Origin of the sequence: Prevotella sp. HUN102 (assembly GCF_000688375.1) — a bacterium.
Classification (GTDB): domain Bacteria; phylum Bacteroidota; class Bacteroidia; order Bacteroidales; family Bacteroidaceae; genus Prevotella.
On record NZ_JIAF01000004.1, the window covers coordinates 493,906 to 512,797 of the forward strand.

The following is an 18,892-nucleotide window of genomic DNA, read 5'->3' on the forward strand; positions in this document are numbered from 1 at the left end:
TTACTGTCTGCTGCTGTCGAACAACTGCTGCTTCTCCTCCTTCGTCAAGCTGTCGTAGCCGCTCTTGCGTATTTTGTCGAGAATACGGTCTATCTGTTCCTGCTCTCTTTGCTTTCGGGCGTTGTAGTCCCAGTCGCTTTCAGGACGGCTCTGCTGGTTCGTGGCACTCGAGTTCCACTTCGTTCCTCCCTGTTGCGCATTGCTGTTGCGACGCGTGCGCTGCTCCCACGTATTGCGCATATTGTCGAAAAACTGCCTTCCGCCGCTTGTTCCGAATCCTCCACCCGAATAAGGATGCTTGCGCCAGTATCTTATGAGCAGGAATCCGAAGAGCATACCGCCCAAGTGAGCCAAATGCGCCACACCGTCGTTGCTCGTTCCAAATGCCGAGAACAATTCCATCGCTATCGAACCTACGATAATCCATTTTGCCTTTACGGGCACTGGTATCGGAATGATAAACATCCGTTCTTCAGGAAACATCATACCGAAGGCAAGCAACACGCCGTAAACTGCTCCTGACGCGCCAACCGTTGTCCATAGATTAAGATAATCGCTCATCGGCAATGATGTTCCGCCCATATTCACAGCATCGTACGCATTCAAGCCGTTGTAGAGATAGGAGCCATATTGTGCAAGCTCCTGACAGATACCCGCACCAATGCCACAGACGAGATAGAAAATGAGGAACTTCCTGTCGCCCCATACATTCTCAACCACCGTTCCGAACATCCAGAGCATAAACATATTCATCAGAAGGTGCATAAAACCTCCGTGCATAAACATATACGTGAAGAGCTGCCACACCTTGAAATCCTCAGCAAGGAAGAAGTGAAGCCCCAGCATATCATTCAAGTCAATCCCCATCCCTCCGAATATGAAGGTGGCAAGAAAAGCCCCGATGTTGATAATGAGAAGATTCTTTGTTACGATTGGTATGTTGCGCATAATTTCTTATTAATAGTTATCGAAAAACATTCTTTCAGCATTTCCGTCCCGACTGCCGAATCCTTGCTCTCAAAAGCTCCGTTCAAGCAGAAAACTCGGCATTTCAGGCACTTTCCGTGCATCGGTCTCCGAAAAGAGAATAAAATCCTTTATTGACTGCAAAAATACGAAAAAAACCTGTTATATTGCATAAAATGAGCACATAAGCCACATTTTTAAGAAAAAACTTCACTTTTCTTTTGCTTTTTGTTTGTTTTATAAAAGTAAACAACTATATTTGCAGCAGAGTTGGAAAAATAATTCAAAAATAATCAATAAATTGAGTAAATTATGAACAAATCAGAATTAATCGAAAAGATCGCAGCCGGCGCAGGTTTGAGCAAGGCTGACGCTAAGAAGGCATTGGATGCCACAACAGAAGCTATTAAGGAAGCACTTGCCGCTAACGACAAAGTTCAACTCGTAGGTTTCGGTACTTTCTCTGTCAATGAACGTCCTGCTCACGAAGGTATCAACCCATCTACAAAGCAGAAGATTAAGATTGCTGCAAAGAGGGTTGCTAAGTTCAAGGCTGGTGCTGAACTTGCTGACGCAGTAAACGCATAATTGTAATTTGATATTACAAGGAAAGGGCGACTTCATTATGAGGTCGCCTTTATTCGTTTTACCACAATATAATTTACCTAATACTGGAAAACCTCAATCCACCTGTATTTTCATTTACGTAATTTCGTCCGTTGAATTAATCTCTCCTACATCTTTTTCTGTCTCCTTATCCATTCGAATATCTCTCTGGAGAAACCGTATCATAGGCCTAATGAAATAGGAATAATTCAGGCGATTGAAAAGTTGATTTGCAATCTTCGCAAAAACACAGCGCATTCTTCGCAAAAATGGAATGTATTCTTGCGAAGATTGTATTATATTCTTCGCAAGATTGGAAATCGAATTTTAATGCGCTTATTTTCAGATAATTATAAAATATCAGAAAGTTGAGCATTTACTACGTTTCTCTCTTCAATCATTTCTCTTGCAAAGTAGCTTTCTCACATTCCTGTTTGCCTGCCATAGCTTGGGAGTAGGTGTACTTTCGGTTAGAATTTCCACCTCATCTGCAATTCAAGGTCGGTCATTGAAGAGGCATCTATCTGTTGCATTCCTGACGAAATATGGGCGCGGTCGAAATAATGGGTCGTGCCGCATTTCAGAATAAACATCAGATGCTTGCCCACATCGGCACGGGCAAAGAGCGAACAATGGATGCCTTCGCCGTAGAAGACCGGAAAGCTGAAGGAATAGAGCGGTCCCTGCTCGTAGGTATAGAGGCGTGAGGCGAAGTCGTCGGTATGGAAATAACCCAATGCAGCCGACGCTTGAAGCCAAGCGAACGGTTGCCACGTGGCGTGCTCGCTGACCATATAGCCGAAGGAGGCGTCTCCGTAGTTGCTATGGGCGAGGTCTATCTGCGTTTTGCACGACCACGAGGCTTCGGAATAAGCAAAGGCGAATCGTGCCCGTTGCGTGGTTTCGCCCACGAGTTCGGTCTTTTCGGCATTGTCCCTCGTACGGATTTTCAGTCGGTAGCGAGCCGAAAGCGTATAGTTGCCACGATTATAGACGGCAGCTATCAGATTGTCCCACGCATCGCTTGCAATGGAAGCCTGATAGCGGGGCTTTGCGAAGTAGGCATAATCGGTGTAGGCAGTCAGCGAGAGACAGCTATTAACCTTCCAGTTTGCACCCAAGAGCAGACCGTTCTCGTTTTGCGTGCGCCCTCCTTCGCTGAAACTTGCGGCGTGGAGTGAGTAATACCGGTGGCCGTAGAAGCGTTGAATCGCCATCAGCGAAAGCATTTCCGTGGCTTGAAACGAAAGGGAATTGAGCATTGCAATGCTGCCGCTGCCTCTCGTTGCCGTTTCGCCGCTGAAGTTCCACCGATGGTTGATGAACCCGTAGTTCACGCTCACGTTCCAGAAATCGTTTCCCTGTGGATAATAGAGCCGATACTGCTGCGAAGTGTTCGGTCGCAAGGATTTGTAGAAGCGAGTGTAAAGCCCCGTCAGCCCGATATGGAATCCGTTGCCTGCCCACTGAAGATTTCCGCCGGCCGTGGTCTGCGAGGCGTTTCGCTTCTTTTCCATTTCCTTTTCCGTCCGGTGATAGCCCGTTTTCAATATTGTTTGGATGTTTCCATCGTCGTTCAGCGTTGCGTCTATTCGTCTGTACGACGCAAATGCCGTCATATCAATGCGCTTTGAAAGCTGAATGGTTGCCGCTGCACCTTGCAGATAATCGGCTTGCGAGCGTGAGGAATGGGCACGAATGGTGCTGCTCCTTCGCCCGAAAGTGGAGAACATAGCCGTTTTTCCCAAATTGAAGTCGTTGTTTATTACCAGTCCCTCGCCTATTCTTACCTTATAGCATCCTACTGCCAGCGTCTTTATGCTGCCGAGTTTGCGCACCAATGCGTAAAAACTGTAATGGTCGTAGCCCAGAGAGTTTCTGTTGGCGAAGAATGGCTCGCCGGCGTCCTGCGCCCCCACCAATCCCACTTGCAGATAGTCGCCGTAATGGAATTTATAGCGCAGCGAATGCTGATACTTGTAGCCGAGATAGCCGTTTTGGTCGCCTTTCCGTTCATAGAAAGGGAGCTTCGCCGTGAACATAATGCTGTGTTTTCCGTATTTCAATATGTTGCCGATCGATGGGAAATGCGCAGTTTCCTCCGAAGAGACGTAGACGAAATAGCAGAGCAGCTTCCGTCTGTTGGCATCCAGCGATTCGATCATCATCAGTTCGCCCAGCGTTTTCATCCCCCTGTATTGGTACACGTAAGCCTGAATCTCCTCTATCTGCTGTGCCGTAAGGAAAGGAATGCGCTCCAAGTCTTCCCTTGTTGCCGTGTTGAGATTGAGGGGATGCTGCTCCAGTTCGCAGAGAATGTCGAATGCTTCTTCTTTCATCGTGCTGTTTTCGTCGTCCGTCATCACGAGTTCGTCGAAAACTCGCTCCCAAGAGTGCTCTTGCTGTGCGGCGGCAGTTACGGCAATAGCGCAAAGAATGGATATTATTATGGTGCGTTTCATAATGTCAGATTTCTTTTTCGTTTACATTTCAGTTAATTGCAAATATAGCTTATCTTGCGCAGAAAAACAAACAAAAAGACAAATTAATATTAAAAAAGAAGAGTGGTTCGGAAATAATAATTATTTTTGCTGCTGATATGCGATTCAACAGAATATTTCTTGCAGTAGGTTTTTCCGTCATTTCCGTTGCAATGACGGCACAGGAACGTATCAATCCAGAGGACAGAGTGGTTGATATGGACTCTCCGACGTTCGTCCCGATGGTGCAGATTGGCAAGACGAAGGTGGGGAACGACAGCATACAATACGTGAAAACGAACAAGATATACATCTTTCCACAGCTCGAATTCAAGAACGAAAAGCAGAAACAAGCCTATAACCGATTGGTTTACAACATAAAGAAGGTGTTGCCCATAGCGAAGGAATGCAATGAAATTATTCTTGAAACAGGCGCATATCTTGAGACGCTGCCGACCAAGAAGGAGCGCGAGGCGCATATGAAACTCGTGGAAAAGAGCATCAAGGAGGAGTACACGCCCCGAATGAAAAAACTCACTTATTCTCAGGGAAAGCTGCTCATAAAACTCATCGACCGCGAAACCAGCTCCACGGGCTACGAGTTGGTGCAGGCATTCCTCGGTCCGGTGCGCGCAGGATTCTATCAGGCGTTTGCCGTTCTCTTCGGTGCAAGCCTCAAGAAAAGGTATAATCCCCAAGGAGCCGACAAGCTGACGGAGCGAATTGTGTTGCAGGTGGAGGCGGGACAGTTGTAGAACAGCAATGCACTCTTGCCCGAATCCGGGATAAACTATATTTCTAAACTTACCATTTGTTCTCTTGCAGCTATGAGTTCAAACTAAGTTGGCTTACCTTCTTAGCCATTTATCCAGACCGTTTATAAATCATTAAACATTGATCGATTTAAAACAGCTTCCCTGTCTTTACAAGAGTGGGAAGCAAATATCACGTAATATTCTTTCAAATATCACGTGATATTCTGCAACCTATCAAATAAATAAGGTGGAAAACTCGTCGTTTTCCACCTTATTATATATGTAGATTTGGTATAAGCGAACAAGCATTTCGGTTCTTTATTCTATTTCCAACAGTTCATTATAGAAGTCGAGATAGTCCGTTGCTATCTTTTTGGGCGAGAAACGGGCGATTACATCCTCTCTGATGGCAGCGGCATCGTATTCGGTCTGCAATGCCTTTCGGATGCCTTTTTCCAACGCATCAACGGTGAAATCATCGCAGCGAATGCCGTTGACGGGCGTAATAAGTTCGGATGTGCCGCTGCAAGGGAAGGCGATTACGGGCAATCCACACGCCATTGCCTCGATAGGGGCTTGCGCAAAGTTCTCCTTAAAACTGGGCATACAGAAGTAATCGGCAGCCGAAAGCACCCACGACATAGCCTCCTGATCGGATATTCGGCCTACTTCCATCACGTTGGGCCATACCATTTTGCTTCTGTTCTTGCCGATTGCCAGTATCTTATAGCTTGCGTCTATGCACAGAAGAGCTTCCGAAAGTACGGAAAGTCCCTTGAGAGGGTCGTGGATGTTACAGGCGCAGAAGGCGAAAACCTTTTCGTCTTCCGATAGTCCGAGCCGTTTTCTCGCTTCCGATTTCGGGCGTGGTTGGTATTCTTCGTGCTCCACGAGGTTGTAGATGATTCGCTTCCTTGCTAAGTCTATCATTTCGTGCTTGCCGAAAAGGTCATAGATCATATTTGAAAGGAAGACTACGCCGAGGCGTTTTACCTTCTTCAGTTGCTCGAGCTTCATATTGTAATACTTGCGTTCCAAGGGATTGTCGGCCAGTCGCTGCTGTTCTATGTTCGCCAGTCCGTAGAGAAGGTTCTGGTCGTGGAGCGTGCAGACGATGGGCTTGTCCTTGAAATAGTCGAAAAAGGTTCTGTAATCAAGGAATCCTCCCACCCAGTGCAGGTGGATGATGTCGGCTTCTCTGATTACTTTCAGGCTCGTGAGGTCTATCGGCGACACCGGAAGCGTGTAGACGGCATTGTGTTTCTTTGCCAATGCCCTGCAAGCGTTGAGGTCGTCGTGTATGTAGAACAGTTTCTTCGTCTTGTGAAGAACGCTGTGGAGAAAGTATTTCATTCCTCCATATTCGGTTATGAAACCGTCGTTGTGCTTCTTGCGCAGCACCACCATCCGGCTGTCGAGCCCCAATGCCCGCTGCGCCTTGCAGATTCTGTAAGCGCAGAGACCTGCGCCGTTGAAGTCTGCCATACTGATATGAACTATCTTCATACGTGGTTAATGGTTTATGTAAGTCTTGTCTATGTTATATTCCCGGGATGAACTGCCGCCAGAAGGCTATGCGTGGTGCTTTGTTGAAACCGTGGCACGCCATCGGCAACTGATGCTTGTTGAGCTGATAGGAGAGTTCCGGCTTCAAGTCGAACGAGAAAGTCAGTGCCTCCTCCACGGAAGGAACGTGCAGTTTTGGCACCAATGCCCAGAAAAGGTCCTCGTTGTGCAGGTCGTCGGTCTGACTGTTGAAATAATTTATCTCGTCGGCATACTGGATGCACGCCTCTCTGAAGGTCTGAACTTTGCGGAGACAGAGTCCTCCGTTGCCTATCTTGCCGAACATCTGGCAGTGCAGTATTCTGTTTTGGGGCTTCAGCAGCATCTTCAGTTTCAGATACTGTTTCAGCGGGAATCGCGTGTATCGGGGACGGGTGGGCCACGGCGCAGCCACAAGGTCGTAGCCCTTGCCGCACCACGCCGCGAGTTCGTTTCGGAAGATCCACGCATCTACGTGGCAGATAAATATGTATTGATATTCGGAAAAGAGTTCGTAGAATTTCTCCGACATCATCATTGCATTGTAGCCCTGTATTCCTCGCTTCGTTCCCAACCAGTCATCGCTGACGCTCATCACTTCGGCATCGGGATATTGTGCGTGGATGGCACTCACGTCTACGCTTTCGGGCTTCAGGAATGCCACGGGAAAGCCTTTCAGCAACTTCATATTGTTGTCGAGAGCAGCCTGTTCAAAGCCGCGCAACGTGGGCGTATAAATGGGAATAATGACTTTAACTAAGTTCATTTCTTCTTCTGTGGTGGATTAATTCTTCATTTCTCGCTTGCCGAGTTTCTCTGCAATGCCGTCGTAATAAGCACGATGGAGCATCATCAGGTCTTTCATTTGCCAAGCTTTGGTAAACGGCATCGTGAGAATGGCGGGAACAACGTAGCCCATTGCGCCGATCCAACTGCGCAGATAGCGCACGCCCCAGTTCTTTCCGTAGTGATGGTTCATATAGGCTTCGTTGCGAACCTGATAGAAACGCTTCCATTTTTTCTTCTGATTGCGTGTCGTCCACGAATCGTTGGAAAAGAATTTGTGCTTGTCCATCAGTGCGTCCGGCACGTAAAGCAGACGGAATCCCGCCAGATGGGCACGAAGACAGTAGTCCGTATCATCGCAGAAGATGAAGAATTCCTTGTTGGGAAATCCTATTTTTTCCACCACTTCGCGGCTGATGAAGGGTCCTTCAAAGTCGCAGCCTACTATTTCCGTCGGTTCGGTTTCCGTACCGTTGAGTTTCTTTCCGTGCATACTTCCGATTGGATTCGTGAAGTTGAACTGACGGAACTCGTGCGTGAACACGCTGCCCTCCATCATTCTGCGGGGACTTAGTATGCTCAATGGCTGCCCGCCGTCGGCAGCAACGTTTACTTCCACCTGTGCGAGCAGCCTGTCCAAGCAGTCTTCGCGTGGGAAAACATCGTCGTCCATACACCAAAGCCAGTCTGCACCGTCTTCGTATGCAGCCTTAATGCCGGTATAGAATCCTCCTGATCCACCTACGTTGTCCTGATGAATCACGGTAAGGTCGGCTTGTTCGTCGAGCCACTTATCGGTTCCGTCGGTGCTGCCATTGTTCACCACGAGGATGTCCGACAGTCGGGCTTGCTTCCGTAAGCAGTCAATGCCTTTCTTCAGCAGCTCCAAACGGTTGTAAGTAACTACAATAGCTGTTATTTTCATATCTTTAAAAGATTAGTTTTTCTGCTTTCTGAGCACCTTTCCGTCCACTACTTCCCAGTTGCGGTCGAACTCCTCGCGCGTTCTCTTCCATCTGTTATGGCTCCACAGATAGCAGACCGGGTCGCGCCTGATGGTTTTTTCCAGCATTCTGAAGTAGATATCGGTAAGTTCAAATTCTTCAGCTTCCTTCGGGTTGAGCATCATCAGCTTCATCTCGCACTCATAGTAGCCACGCTTCACTCGGCGCACATCGCCGTAAAAGCACGCCTGACGCGTGTGCTTTACGATGCGCTCGGCTCCCGTCAGTACAGGAGTGTCGTGATGAAGGAAGTCCACCCAGTGATGAATGTTCCACCACAGCGGCACCTGATCGGCTATGTAGCCCACAACCAACGACTTATTGCCGCGCTTGAACTCGAGAATCTTGCGCAGCGATTCCTGCATCGGGATGCAGAGAGCGTTCTGTCGCTCGCGTACATACTTGAAGAGCTTGTCGAAATACTCATTCTCCAACGGATGATACAGCTCGCAGCACTGCACGTGTTCGGGAATCCAGTAGGGAAGGGACGTTATCCACTCCCAATTACAGTAGTGTCCGAGATAGATGGCGCAGGATTCGCCATTGTTCAGCACCTCATTGAACTGCTCCATACCCGTGAATCTCATTCGTTTGCGCAGCGATGAGGGCGACATCGTCATCAGTTTGATGGTCTCCACGAGATAATCGCAGAACCAATGATAGAAACCTTTCTCCAAATCGCGCAGCTCCTTCTCGCTCTTCTCGGGAAAACTCTCCGTGAGATTCTTCCATATTACCCTGTGGCGATACTTCACTACCCTTGCCACGAGCAGATAGAGGAAATCAGATAGCAGATAAAGCACCGGGAATGGCAGCAGCGACATCAGATACCAGAAGCCGTAAGCCAGTCCGTAAGCCATATAATTGAATACTTTCTTCATTAAAAGCAGATTATATACAATATATTGCACAAAGATATTAAAAAACTTTCGGATTGTGGCAGATACGGCAGTGCAAATTCATCATTGCAGCCTCGGAACGCATTAACAGCCTCTTTGTTTTGCGTTGATCGGCATTTTTCCATCCACAATAAGCGTTAATAGACGTGAAACGAGAATATATCGCCGGCGATATATGTTAAAATGAAGTTAAACGAAAGTTATATCGCTTGCGATATTAACTATTTTGCTTACCTTTGCATCGTCAATCAGAAATGATTCGACAGTGAAACGCAAACAACAACACGAAATATACAATTTTAAGAAACTACAATTATGGATGCAAAGAAATCAATCGAGGCTTTACAGTTCTTCACAACAGGTTTGACAAACGGTGCTTTCGCACACTTGGTACAGGGCAAGCACTTTGAGGCTTTGGGTTTCAGCAAGCTCGCTGAAAAGTATATCGGGCACTATAATGAGGAGATGGAATGGGTAAAGAAGTTCATTACCCGCATCAACGACCTTGGCGGCACGGTGAAGATTGAGAATCAGGAAGGCCGCGAACTTGTTAAGGATCCCGTGGAATACGTGAAAGCAGACCTTGCCATTCAGGAAAAGGGCATTGAACTTCTTTACAAATGCGTTGCAGACCTGAAGGATGACCCCACGACATACGACATTCTCAAGGCTTATCTCGCCGATGAGGAGGAAGACCTCTATTGGAGTCAGGGCGCATTGGAGATGATTGAAATGATCGGCCGTGAGAATTGGTTGGTAAAACAGCTTTAATCTTTTAGGTATTAATGAATTGAAAACGGGCTGAACCCCATTCAGGACGACAAAATAATAATATTAACGTAAAGGAACCGAGGGGCATACGGTTGAAAAACTTGCTCCATAAGTTCTGCAAAATATCAAACAAAACAAAATTATGGCAACAGTTTATGATTTCAACTTGAAGAATAAGAAGGGTGGCGAAGTGAGCCTTTCAGAGTATAAGGGCAAAGTTCTCCTCGTCGTGAACACGGCGACAGGCTGCGGATTTACACCACAGTACGAGGAATTGGAGGCTATCTACAAGCGGCTGAAGGAAAAAGGATTGGAAATCCTCGATGTTCCTTGCGACCAGTTCGGCCATCAGGCACCCGGTTCCGACGAAGAGATAGCAGAGTTCTGCACAATGAAGTTTGGAACAGACTTTCCACAGTTCCAGAAGAGCGATGTGAACGGTGCCAACGAATTGCCTCTCTACACTTGGCTGAAGGGTCAGAAGGGCTACGCTGGTGGTGCTTACGACGACAAGCTCGCAGCCGTGATGGAGAAACTCTACAATGAGAGCAACCCGGAACCACGCAAGCAGGACGATATTCAGTGGAACTTCACCAAGTTCGTTGTCAATCGTGAGGGAGAGGTAGTAGCTCGTTTCGAGCCTACGGTGGCATTGAAGGAAGTGGAAAGCTGCATCGAGACCCTGCTCTGATCCCCTCATTCAGATATTAGAACAGAAAAAGCAAGGCAGAAGAATGCGAGAACAAAAGGGCTTAGTACAATAGATAACCAATCCATTCAATGTACTTCCCTGCCCCTTGTACTCTTGTTCTTCTGCCTTTATTCGTGTCCGAAGGCGCGGAAATGGCAATCAGTCCCATCCTCCGGACCAATGGAATAAATACATTATACTTATGTCATACGATCAACTGAAGCTGGAAAATCAGCTCTGTTTCCGTCTCTACACGGCAAGCAGACTGATAACGCAAGGCTACGAACCGTTTCTGAAAAAATTAGGCATCACTTACACGCAGTATCTGGTGCTCCTCGTGCTGTGGGAGAAAGACGACCAGCCCGTGAACGACATCGGAAAGAAACTCCTTCTGGGCATCAACACCACCTCGCCGCTCGTCAAGCGTATGGAGAAACTGGGACTTGTGGCGCGCCACGACAGCGAAACCGACCGGCGGCAGCAGTTCGTCTACCTGACGCAGAAAGGAAAAGACTTGCAGAAAGAAGCGGCAAAGATTCCCAACTGTATGGGCGAAACGCTCTGTGAGTGTGGGATTGACATAAGTTCATTGACGCAAATGATTCCCGTCTTGGACGATTTCATCAGCAAGATGAAGGATAAGGAGTGAATCAAATTGTAAATATTATTGACGGAAAAACGATGCCTGAAAATTTTCAATCCAGAGTTTGAAAGCCAATAATCCAACGATTTCCTCCTCGTTTTCCCATACTCATTTCTCAATTCTCCGAAGACCGTTTTGCATTTTTGCGAAGAATGCAAATCATTCTTGCGAAGAACGCAGTGCAATCTTCGCAAGAATGGATTGCCGGCTTGCGAAGAATGAAAGGCAGAATCTTGTTATATTTCTCTTATTTTCAGGTCGTTTTGCGAACAATATCGTTTCTTTGGCAGTATGTCAAATAGTATAAAATTGATAATTCACTGTTAGTCAGATTGTTATAATCCTGCTCATAATTCGCGTATTTGAAAATAAAAAATCCTTTGTTCAAAATAAACGAATTATGAAGAGGGGGTTGTCAAGATAATTCACAGCAAGCAGGGAGTTTGAACATAATGCAGTCATAACTTATTTGTGCAGGAATCTAAATACTTTCTTTGCGCTATCAATAAAAAATGTCAGGATTCTATGATGGCGAATCCTGACATTTCTCTTATGTTTTATTTGTAGATGCCTTACTTGCTGCACGGCACTCTGTCTGACACCCATACGTGCTTCAACAACGTTTACCACGTAGTCGCCGAGCTTTTCACATTCCTGAATGATGTCCATATACATCGTGCCGATGGCATAAGTGTATTTATGGTCGTTCACGTCGGCGATGTTCTGCGTGCGGAGCTGGTTGCGATAGCTGTTGATTTCGTTCTCCACGTTGAACGAATGGTTGATGTTGTTCTCGTGCTTGTGCCCTACAAGTATATTGTTCATCTGCGTAAGGGCATCGTCAGTAAGTTCAAACATCTGGAAGATGTGGTTGTACTGGTCTTCCGTAAAGTCTTCCTTAGCCGTGATACGACGATTCTGAGTGCGTGCAATGTTGTAGCAGGCATCGCCGATACTCTCCAATTCTGAGATTTCGCGCAGCATACAGCGCACCTTCTCCTTGGTTTCGTCGCTCAGGTGGGCATTGCTTACTTGGTCAAGATACTTTGCAATCTCTATTTCCATATTGTCAGAGATTCCCTCATACTTTTCGATGCGCTCGAAGAGCTTGGCAAACGCATCTGGATCCTTTATCGTGAGCAGCTCGCGAACCATATTGAACATACGGTGCAGGCGTTCTGCAAACGACTGTATCTCCTTGCTGGCTTCCAAAACGGAGAGTTCGGGAGTCTTCATAATGCCCGCCTGAATGAAACGGAGACGGAAATCTTCCTCGTCTTCCTTCTTTCCCGGTTTGATAATCATACAAACCAGCTTCTCTATCTGTGGAATGAACCATATAAGGATGGAGGTGTTGATGACGTTGAAGCAAGTGTGGAATGCAGCCAACACAATCGGGAGGCGCAATGCCAGTTGCTGCTGCGTCTCGGCGTGGCTTTCTGGGTCGAAACCGACAAGTTTGCAAACCGTGTTTACAAAAGGATAGAACACTATCAGTACCCAGATCACACCGATGACGTTGAACATCAGGTGAGCCAACGCCGTGCGTCGTGCCTGCGTGTTTGCGCCCAGTGCGGCGAGGTTGGCCGTGGCCGTGGTGCCGATATTCTCGCCCATAACGAGCGCAATGCCCAAGTAGATGGGCAGAACGCCCGTGGAACAGAGCAGAATCGTAATCGCCATAACGGCAGCCGACGACTGAACGATACAGGTAATGACGGTTCCGATGGCGAGGAAAGCGAGAATGGTCCAGTAGCTGTTGATGTCGAACGAGCTGAAGAACTCTACAATCTGTGGATTGTTGCCCAAATCAAGATCCTTTCCGCCCTTGCTCAGGAGTACAAGGCTGAAGAACATAAAGGCTATACCGAACAGGAAGTCGCCGATGTAGCGTGCCCGACGGTTGTAGATGAGAATAATGCCGATGAGGAACGACGGATAAACCACCGTCATCAGGTCCACCGAGTATCCCAAGGACATAATCCACGCCGTAAGCGTAGTACCGATGTTGGCACCCATAATCACGGATATGGCCTGAGCCAGCGTCAGCAAGCCCGCGTTCACGAAGGAAACGGTCATAACCGTCGTAGCCGAGGAGGATTGAACGGCACAGGTTACGAACGTTCCTGTGAGCATTCCTGTGAAACGATTGGTTGTCATTGCGCCGAGAATGTGGCGCAGCTGTGAGCCTGCCATCTTTTGCAGTGCCTCACTCATTATCTTCATACCGAAAATCAGTAGTGCCAACGAGCCGACAATCTGAAAAAAAATAGCAAAATAACTACTTGTACTCATAAATTAATATTATTGTAATGCGATATTTTTTGCATTCTGAATGGAATTTGCTAACTTTATCGCCACAACTTAATAGCTGAATAAATTTCATAGAAATGAAACAAGTATTACAAATCCGTTGCAAAAATAATAAAAAAACTCTAGAAGTCCCAATCGGAAGCACACTTTATGATATTTATTGTGCAAATGACTTGCAGATGGAATACGGTCCGGTAAGTGCGCGTGTAAATAATAAGGTGGAAGGTTTGCACTTCCGCGTCTACCATAACAAGGATGTGGAGTTCCTCGACCTGCATAGTTCTTCGGGCATCCGTACCTATACGCGCTCGCTCTTTCTGGTGCTCTGCAAGGCCGTTCACGACCTTTATCCGGGCAGCGAAGTCGTTATCGACGTGCCGGTGTCGAACGGTTACTATTGCAACTTGAAGCTCGGACACGCCGTGGAAGCCGAGGACGTGGCGAGAATACGCAAGAGGGTGCAGGAAATAATTGATGCAAAGATGCCGATATCAAGGTTTGAGACTCCGACGGAGGAAGCCGTGAAAATGTTTGAGCGACTGGGCGACGAGGCCAAGGTGAAACTGCTGAAGAGTATCGGCTCAATCTACACCATATATTACGACCTTGACGGCTACAAGGACTATTATTACGGTTCGATGCTCACGAACACATCGCAGATTTATCTGTTCGGCATAGAAAAATATTTCGACGGAATCCTTCTCCGCATCCCATCAACGGACGACCCTTCACAGTTGGGCGAGCTGATCCGTCAGGACAAGATGTTCGAGGTGTTCAAGGAACACCACCGTTGGCAGAGCATTCTCGGCATAAGTACCGTCGGCGACTTCAACGAGGCTGTGAAGAACGGACTCTCAAACGACCTCATCAACGTGAGCGAAGCACTCCAAGAGAAGAAGATTTCGCAGATTGCCGACACCATAGCCAACAGGAAAGGAACCAAGGTGGTGCTGATTGCGGGACCGTCTTCGAGCGGAAAGACCACTTTCTGCAAGCGTCTCTCCGTGCAGTTGCTCGCCTGCGGCATAAAACCCGTGCAGGTGTCGCTCGACGACTATTTCGTGGACAGGGCGAAGACGCCGAAGGACGAGAACGGAGAGTATGATTACGAGAGCATATACGCACTCAACATTCCCTTGCTCAACCAACAGTTCACGGCTTTGTTCAACGGCGGGGAGGTGGAACTGCCGAAATACAATTTCCAGTCGGGACTGAGCGAGATGAGTGGCAACAGACTGCAGTTGCAGGACAACAATATACTCGTTGTTGAAGGCATTCACGCGCTGAACCCATTGCTCACGGAGCAGATTCCCGACGAACAGAAGTTCAAGATATACGCTTCCGCGCTGACGACCATCCTCTTGGACGACCACAATTATATCCCCACAACCGACAACCGACTGCTCCGCCGCATCGTGCGCGACTACAAGTACCGGGGCTGTTCGGCAGAGGAAACCATCAGGCGGTGGCCGAGCGTGCGTGCAGGCGAGAAGAAATGGATATTCCCCTATCAGGAAAACGCCGACGTTATGTTCAACAGTGCAATGCTTTTCGAGCTTGCCGTCATCAAGAATCAGGCCGAGGAAGTGCTCGAACAAGTGCCCGAACACTGCGATGAATACGCCGAAGCCTATCGTCTGCGCAAGTTCCTGAAGTATTTCTCCACGCTTCCGTACCGCAGCCTTCCCCCAACTTCGCTCCTCCGCGAGTTCCTTGGTGGCTCATCGTTCAAGTATTAACAGCCGACGGATGTTCCGCCGCCGCGTATCTCCGTAAACAGTCTGCCCACAATGTTCAGATGCAGGTCTTTACATTGTGGGCAGTTTCTTGTTTCTGTCTTTCTTGATGATGAATATAGCGGCAATTATTTATGAGCATCTGCTTGAAGCCTCTTCAATGAATGAAAGAAGAACAGGACTTTCAGGGAGTTTCTGTCGTCAGTATGTAAATATTAATTACTCAAAAACGATGCTTGAAGATTTCCATTCCAGCGTTTGAAAGGCAATAACTCCGAGATTTCAGACCAATTTCAGTTTGTTTGAAATTCGTTTTTCACAAGATTGATTTACATTTGTGCGAAGAATGCCGTGCAATCATCGCAGAAATGGAGTGCAAAGCTGCGAAGAATGAAACGTAATTTCTACTTGAAAATGAAGAAAACTCCAAGTTGAAGAGAACAGGCTGATAATGAGGCAGGAATGGAATGATTCGCACAAAACTGCTCTATTCGTAAAGGGCAGAAATATGTAGATTTAAGCAGAAATTCAGTTACCAAAATGTTACCCTGTTGTGGCATAGGTAACGATGGAGTAAAAACAGGTAACTGAATTATTTCCACTCGTGTGGCTGTTGCTTCGGTCGGCAGTTTTCTGCATAAGTGAAGGACGCTTTAATTCGGGTAATTTTGCCCATAAAAATTAAAGCGTATGCAAACAGAAAAAATGAAGGTATTACTCTACCTCAAAAAGAGTGGTCTGGACAAGTCGGGTAAAGCCCCGATAATGGGACGCATCACCATTGGACATTCCATCGCACAGTTCAGTTGTAAGTTGTCTTGCAATCCTGATTTATGGAATTCTCGGGAAAGTCGAATGGATGGCAAGAGCCGTGAAGCGGTGGAGATAAATGGCAGGTTGGAGAACCTTTTGCTTTCCATTCAAACAGCCTATAAGTCTCTGCTATCCAAAGGATGTTCATTCAGTGCAACAGATGTAAAGGAACAGTTTCAAGGTAGTGTGCAGACACGGTGTATGCTTATCGAAAGGTTGGATATACTCATCAAGGAAAAGGAGAGTCATATCGGGGTGGATATAAAGAAAGAATCCATATCCAGTTATCACTCTACCCGAATCCACTTGCAGGAGTTTATTCAAAAGAAGTACAATGTGTCGGACTTGGCGTTCTCTCAACTGACAGAGAACTTTATTTATGAGTTCCGTCAGTATTTCTTGGGAGAACTTGCTTTTCAAGAGAGTTCTTTCTATGGTATAGCATCCCATTTGAAAACAGTCTGTAAATTGGCATACCGTGAGGGAATTGCAGATACGCTCCTGTTTGACAAAGCCAAAATAGAGAGAGGAAACAAGAAATCTCCAAAGGCACTTGACAAGGAGGCATTGGAGAAGTTGAAGGCACTCAGCTTTGAGGATTTGGAAGAGGAAATGGAAAATGCACGGGATATTTTTCTTTTTGCCTGTCATGTGGGTGCAGCATATTGTGACTTGATGAATCTGAACAAGAAACACCTTTTTCGTGACGATGAAGGCAAAATGTGGTTGAAGTTCAACCGTCAGAAGACAGGTGTACTCTGCCGTGTCAAACTGTTACCTGAAGCCCTCAGACTAATAGAGAAATTTTACAGCGATGAAAGGGAAACGTTACTCCCTATCATCGAATATGCCTCTTATCAATCATATTTGAAAGCCCTCAGACTTCGGGCTGGTATCTCCCTTCACTTTACCACACATACCGCAAGGCACACTTTTGCCACGCTCATCACGCTTGAACAGGGTGTGCCTATTGAAACGGTAAGCAAAATGTTGGGACATACCAATGTAAGCATGACGGAACAGTACGCAAAGGTTACACCCCAAAAACTCTTCGGCGAGTTTGAACGCTTCTTTTCTTTCACAGAAGATATGCAGTTGGCTATCTGAGCGATTGCCATGTATTCATTTCAATTCAATTCTTTTTATATAAACACCAATATTCAATCAAGACCATTATGAGAAGTACATTCAAGATATTGTTCTATATCAACAGACAAAAGATAAAGACAGACGGCAGGACAGCTATCTTCTGCCGTATCACCATAGACGGAAAGAACACAGCCATAACCACAGGAGAGGAATGCCAGCCATCCGAGTGGAACAGCAAGCAAGGCTTGAGTATCAATAAGAAGACAAACCAAAGAATAGATGAATTTCGAGAACTTGTGGAGAGGACTTATCAGGATATACTGATAAAGGACGGAATGGTAAGCGTTGAACTACTCAAGAACCGTTTGCATGGAATAGCCACGACTCCCACATCCCTCCTTGCCATGAGCAGGCAGGAACTGAAATCCATCAAGGAGAGCGTTGGCAAATCAAAGGCAGAGGGAACTTATCTGAATCTGCTTTATTCGGACAAACTGCTTACGGAGTTTATCAATGATAAAGGCTTACAGGATATACCCATTGCCACTATTACAGAAGAATTGTTTGAAGATTTCCGCTTCTTCCTGAAAAGACGTGGTTATGCAGCAGCAACCATAAATCGCTATCTCTGTTGGCTGAGTCGGCTGATGTATCGAGCTGTCAGCCAAAGAATCATCCGCTACAATCCCTTTGAGAATGCCAAGTATGAAAAAGAGGAAAAGAAGATACGCTTCTTGCAGAAGAACGAGATAGTCAAACTCATGGCAATGAAAATGGAGGACAAGGAAGCGGAGCAGGCACGGCTAATGTTTATCTTTTCCTGTTTCACGGGTATAGCTATCGCTGACATGGAACGTTTGCAATACCAACATATCCAAACTGCTGCAGACGGACAGAAATACATCCGTAAGGAACGTCAAAAGACAAAGGTGGAGTTTGTCGTACCGCTACATCCGATTGCAGAATCCATTATCAACTATTGCAGAGCAAAACAGACAATGAAAGAAAAGGACGACAGTCTTGTCTTCCATTGTGATAAAAGCCGTAGCGTAATGAGTCATATGCTGAGCATCGTTGGCACGGCTTGCGGTATCAGAGGTCGGTTGTCCTACCATCAAGCTCGCCACACGTTCGGCACGATGGCACTTAGTGCAGGAATACCCATTGAGAGTATTGCCAAGATGATGGGGCATGCCTCCATATCAAGCACGCAGATTTATGCACAGATAACGGACAACAAGATTTCTGAGGATATGGACAGGCTTATTGCCAAATGTAAGGCTAAGGACAAAGATATGGCAGATGTAAAGGCAATATCGCTTATCGTCAATCCAAGCCTAAGAAAGGAGGTTACGGCATGAGGAGGAACAGTCATTCTCCAACGAAAGTGAATACGCTCAATCAACGCAGTTATTTTGATTGGGGCAACAATATGCAGGTCATCCGTAAAGGCAATGGTGATATAGTCATGACAGAAAGCGAACTTGTGAGGTTCTTCGGTGTAACGTGGAAGAAACTCAACCACAGACTGCAACTGCTTATGAAGTCCTCTAACCTGCATCCCAATGAGAGGGAGGCAGGTGAAGAAGGTGTTTTCTTGAACGGACGCTTGCAGGGCTATGCACCGCTTTATTCGCTCTCTATCATCATTGCCCTGTCCTTTCAGTTGGATAGTATGGAAGCCCATTTGTTCAGAAAATATGTTTGCACAGCGATGCAACGACCCACATCCGCCATAACACCGATTTTACTGATAGGTAATAAGTATAATTGATATCTCTTTTTCTTTCACTGA

At 46.6% G+C, this 18,892-nt stretch carries 16 protein-coding genes; 9 read left to right on the top strand and 7 right to left on the bottom strand.

All coding sequences use genetic code 11. The features are described from left to right. Window positions 1-948, bottom strand: a complete 948-nt coding sequence (locus P150_RS0106960; RefSeq protein WP_028897053.1) for a rhomboid family intramembrane serine protease — start codon at window positions 946-948, stop codon at window positions 1-3. 330 nt (window positions 949-1,278) lie between these two features. On the opposite strand from P150_RS0106960, the gene P150_RS0106965 reads away from it, so the two are divergent. Further along, window positions 1,279-1,554, top strand: a complete 276-nt coding sequence (locus tag P150_RS0106965; protein WP_028897054.1) for an HU family DNA-binding protein — start codon at window positions 1,279-1,281, stop codon at window positions 1,552-1,554. A 488-nt stretch (window positions 1,555-2,042) separates the two neighbouring features. Here the strand turns inward: P150_RS0106965 and P150_RS0106975 are convergent, their stop codons facing one another. Then, complete coding sequence (locus P150_RS0106975; RefSeq protein WP_028897055.1) at window positions 2,043-4,034, bottom strand: helix-hairpin-helix domain-containing protein; 1,992 nt, start codon at window positions 4,032-4,034, stop codon at window positions 2,043-2,045. Between the two features lie 137 nt (window positions 4,035-4,171). Here P150_RS0106975 and P150_RS0106980 point away from each other — a divergent pair, with 137 nt between their 5' ends. Then, the gene (locus P150_RS0106980; RefSeq protein ID WP_028897056.1) at window positions 4,172-4,807 is read left to right on the top strand and encodes a DUF4294 domain-containing protein; all 636 of its coding nucleotides are present in this window, start codon (window positions 4,172-4,174) and stop codon (window positions 4,805-4,807) included. 318 nt (window positions 4,808-5,125) lie between these two features. On the opposite strand, the gene P150_RS0106985 is transcribed toward P150_RS0106980, so the two are convergent. The 4 genes from P150_RS0106985 to P150_RS0107000 are packed head-to-tail and all read right to left on the bottom strand — an operon-like array spanning window position 5,126 to window position 9,023. After that, window positions 5,126-6,313, bottom strand: coding sequence for a glycosyltransferase (locus tag P150_RS0106985; protein WP_028897057.1), 1,188 nt, complete (start codon window positions 6,311-6,313; stop codon window positions 5,126-5,128). A 34-nt stretch (window positions 6,314-6,347) separates the two neighbouring features. Beyond that, window positions 6,348-7,118 (bottom strand): DUF5672 family protein, encoded by a 771-nt coding sequence (locus P150_RS0106990; protein ID WP_028897058.1) that lies wholly within the window; start codon window positions 7,116-7,118, stop codon window positions 6,348-6,350. Window positions 7,119-7,136: 18 nt separating this feature from the next. Next, the gene (locus tag P150_RS0106995) at window positions 7,137-8,063 is read right to left on the bottom strand and encodes a glycosyltransferase family 2 protein (RefSeq protein ID WP_028897059.1); all 927 of its coding nucleotides are present in this window, start codon (window positions 8,061-8,063) and stop codon (window positions 7,137-7,139) included. A 12-nt stretch (window positions 8,064-8,075) separates the two neighbouring features. Then, window positions 8,076-9,023 carry a lysophospholipid acyltransferase family protein gene (locus P150_RS0107000; RefSeq protein WP_028897060.1) on the bottom strand — a complete coding sequence of 316 codons (948 nt, stop codon included), beginning with the start codon at window positions 9,021-9,023 and terminating at the stop codon, window positions 8,076-8,078. A 333-nt stretch (window positions 9,024-9,356) separates the two neighbouring features. Between P150_RS0107000 and P150_RS0107005 the strand changes: the two genes are divergently transcribed. From P150_RS0107005 to P150_RS0107015, 3 genes are all read left to right on the top strand, one after another. Further along, window positions 9,357-9,812, top strand: coding sequence for a bacterioferritin (locus P150_RS0107005; protein ID WP_036932116.1), 456 nt, complete (start codon window positions 9,357-9,359; stop codon window positions 9,810-9,812). Window positions 9,813-9,954: 142 nt separating this feature from the next. Beyond that, window positions 9,955-10,503: a glutathione peroxidase gene (locus P150_RS0107010; protein WP_028897062.1), complete on the top strand. Its 549-nt coding sequence runs from the start codon at window positions 9,955-9,957 to the stop codon at window positions 10,501-10,503. Between the two features lie 202 nt (window positions 10,504-10,705). Continuing rightward, entirely contained in the window at window positions 10,706-11,152 is a 447-nt protein-coding gene (locus P150_RS0107015; RefSeq protein WP_028897063.1) for a MarR family winged helix-turn-helix transcriptional regulator, read from the top strand. 459 nt (window positions 11,153-11,611) lie between these two features. On the opposite strand, the gene P150_RS16150 is transcribed toward P150_RS0107015, so the two are convergent. Beyond that, the gene (locus P150_RS16150) at window positions 11,612-13,441 is read right to left on the bottom strand and encodes a Na/Pi cotransporter family protein (RefSeq protein ID WP_081819296.1); all 1,830 of its coding nucleotides are present in this window, start codon (window positions 13,439-13,441) and stop codon (window positions 11,612-11,614) included. Window positions 13,442-13,536: 95 nt separating this feature from the next. Here P150_RS16150 and P150_RS0107030 point away from each other — a divergent pair, with 95 nt between their 5' ends. The 4 genes from P150_RS0107030 to P150_RS0107045 all read left to right on the top strand — a co-directional run bounded on the left by P150_RS0107030 (window position 13,537) and on the right by P150_RS0107045 (window position 18,871). Next, the gene (locus P150_RS0107030; RefSeq protein WP_028897064.1) at window positions 13,537-15,198 is read left to right on the top strand and encodes a nucleoside kinase; all 1,662 of its coding nucleotides are present in this window, start codon (window positions 13,537-13,539) and stop codon (window positions 15,196-15,198) included. Between the two features lie 687 nt (window positions 15,199-15,885). Then, window positions 15,886-17,115, top strand: coding sequence for a site-specific integrase (locus P150_RS0107035; RefSeq protein WP_028897065.1), 1,230 nt, complete (start codon window positions 15,886-15,888; stop codon window positions 17,113-17,115). A 68-nt stretch (window positions 17,116-17,183) separates the two neighbouring features. Next, complete coding sequence (locus tag P150_RS0107040) at window positions 17,184-18,458, top strand: site-specific integrase (protein WP_028897066.1); 1,275 nt, start codon at window positions 17,184-17,186, stop codon at window positions 18,456-18,458. Beyond that, entirely contained in the window at window positions 18,455-18,871 is a 417-nt protein-coding gene (locus P150_RS0107045; protein ID WP_028897067.1) for a hypothetical protein, read from the top strand. Before P150_RS0107040 ends, P150_RS0107045 begins: the two co-directional genes overlap by 4 nt. Window positions 18,872-18,892: the final 21 nt, after the last annotated feature.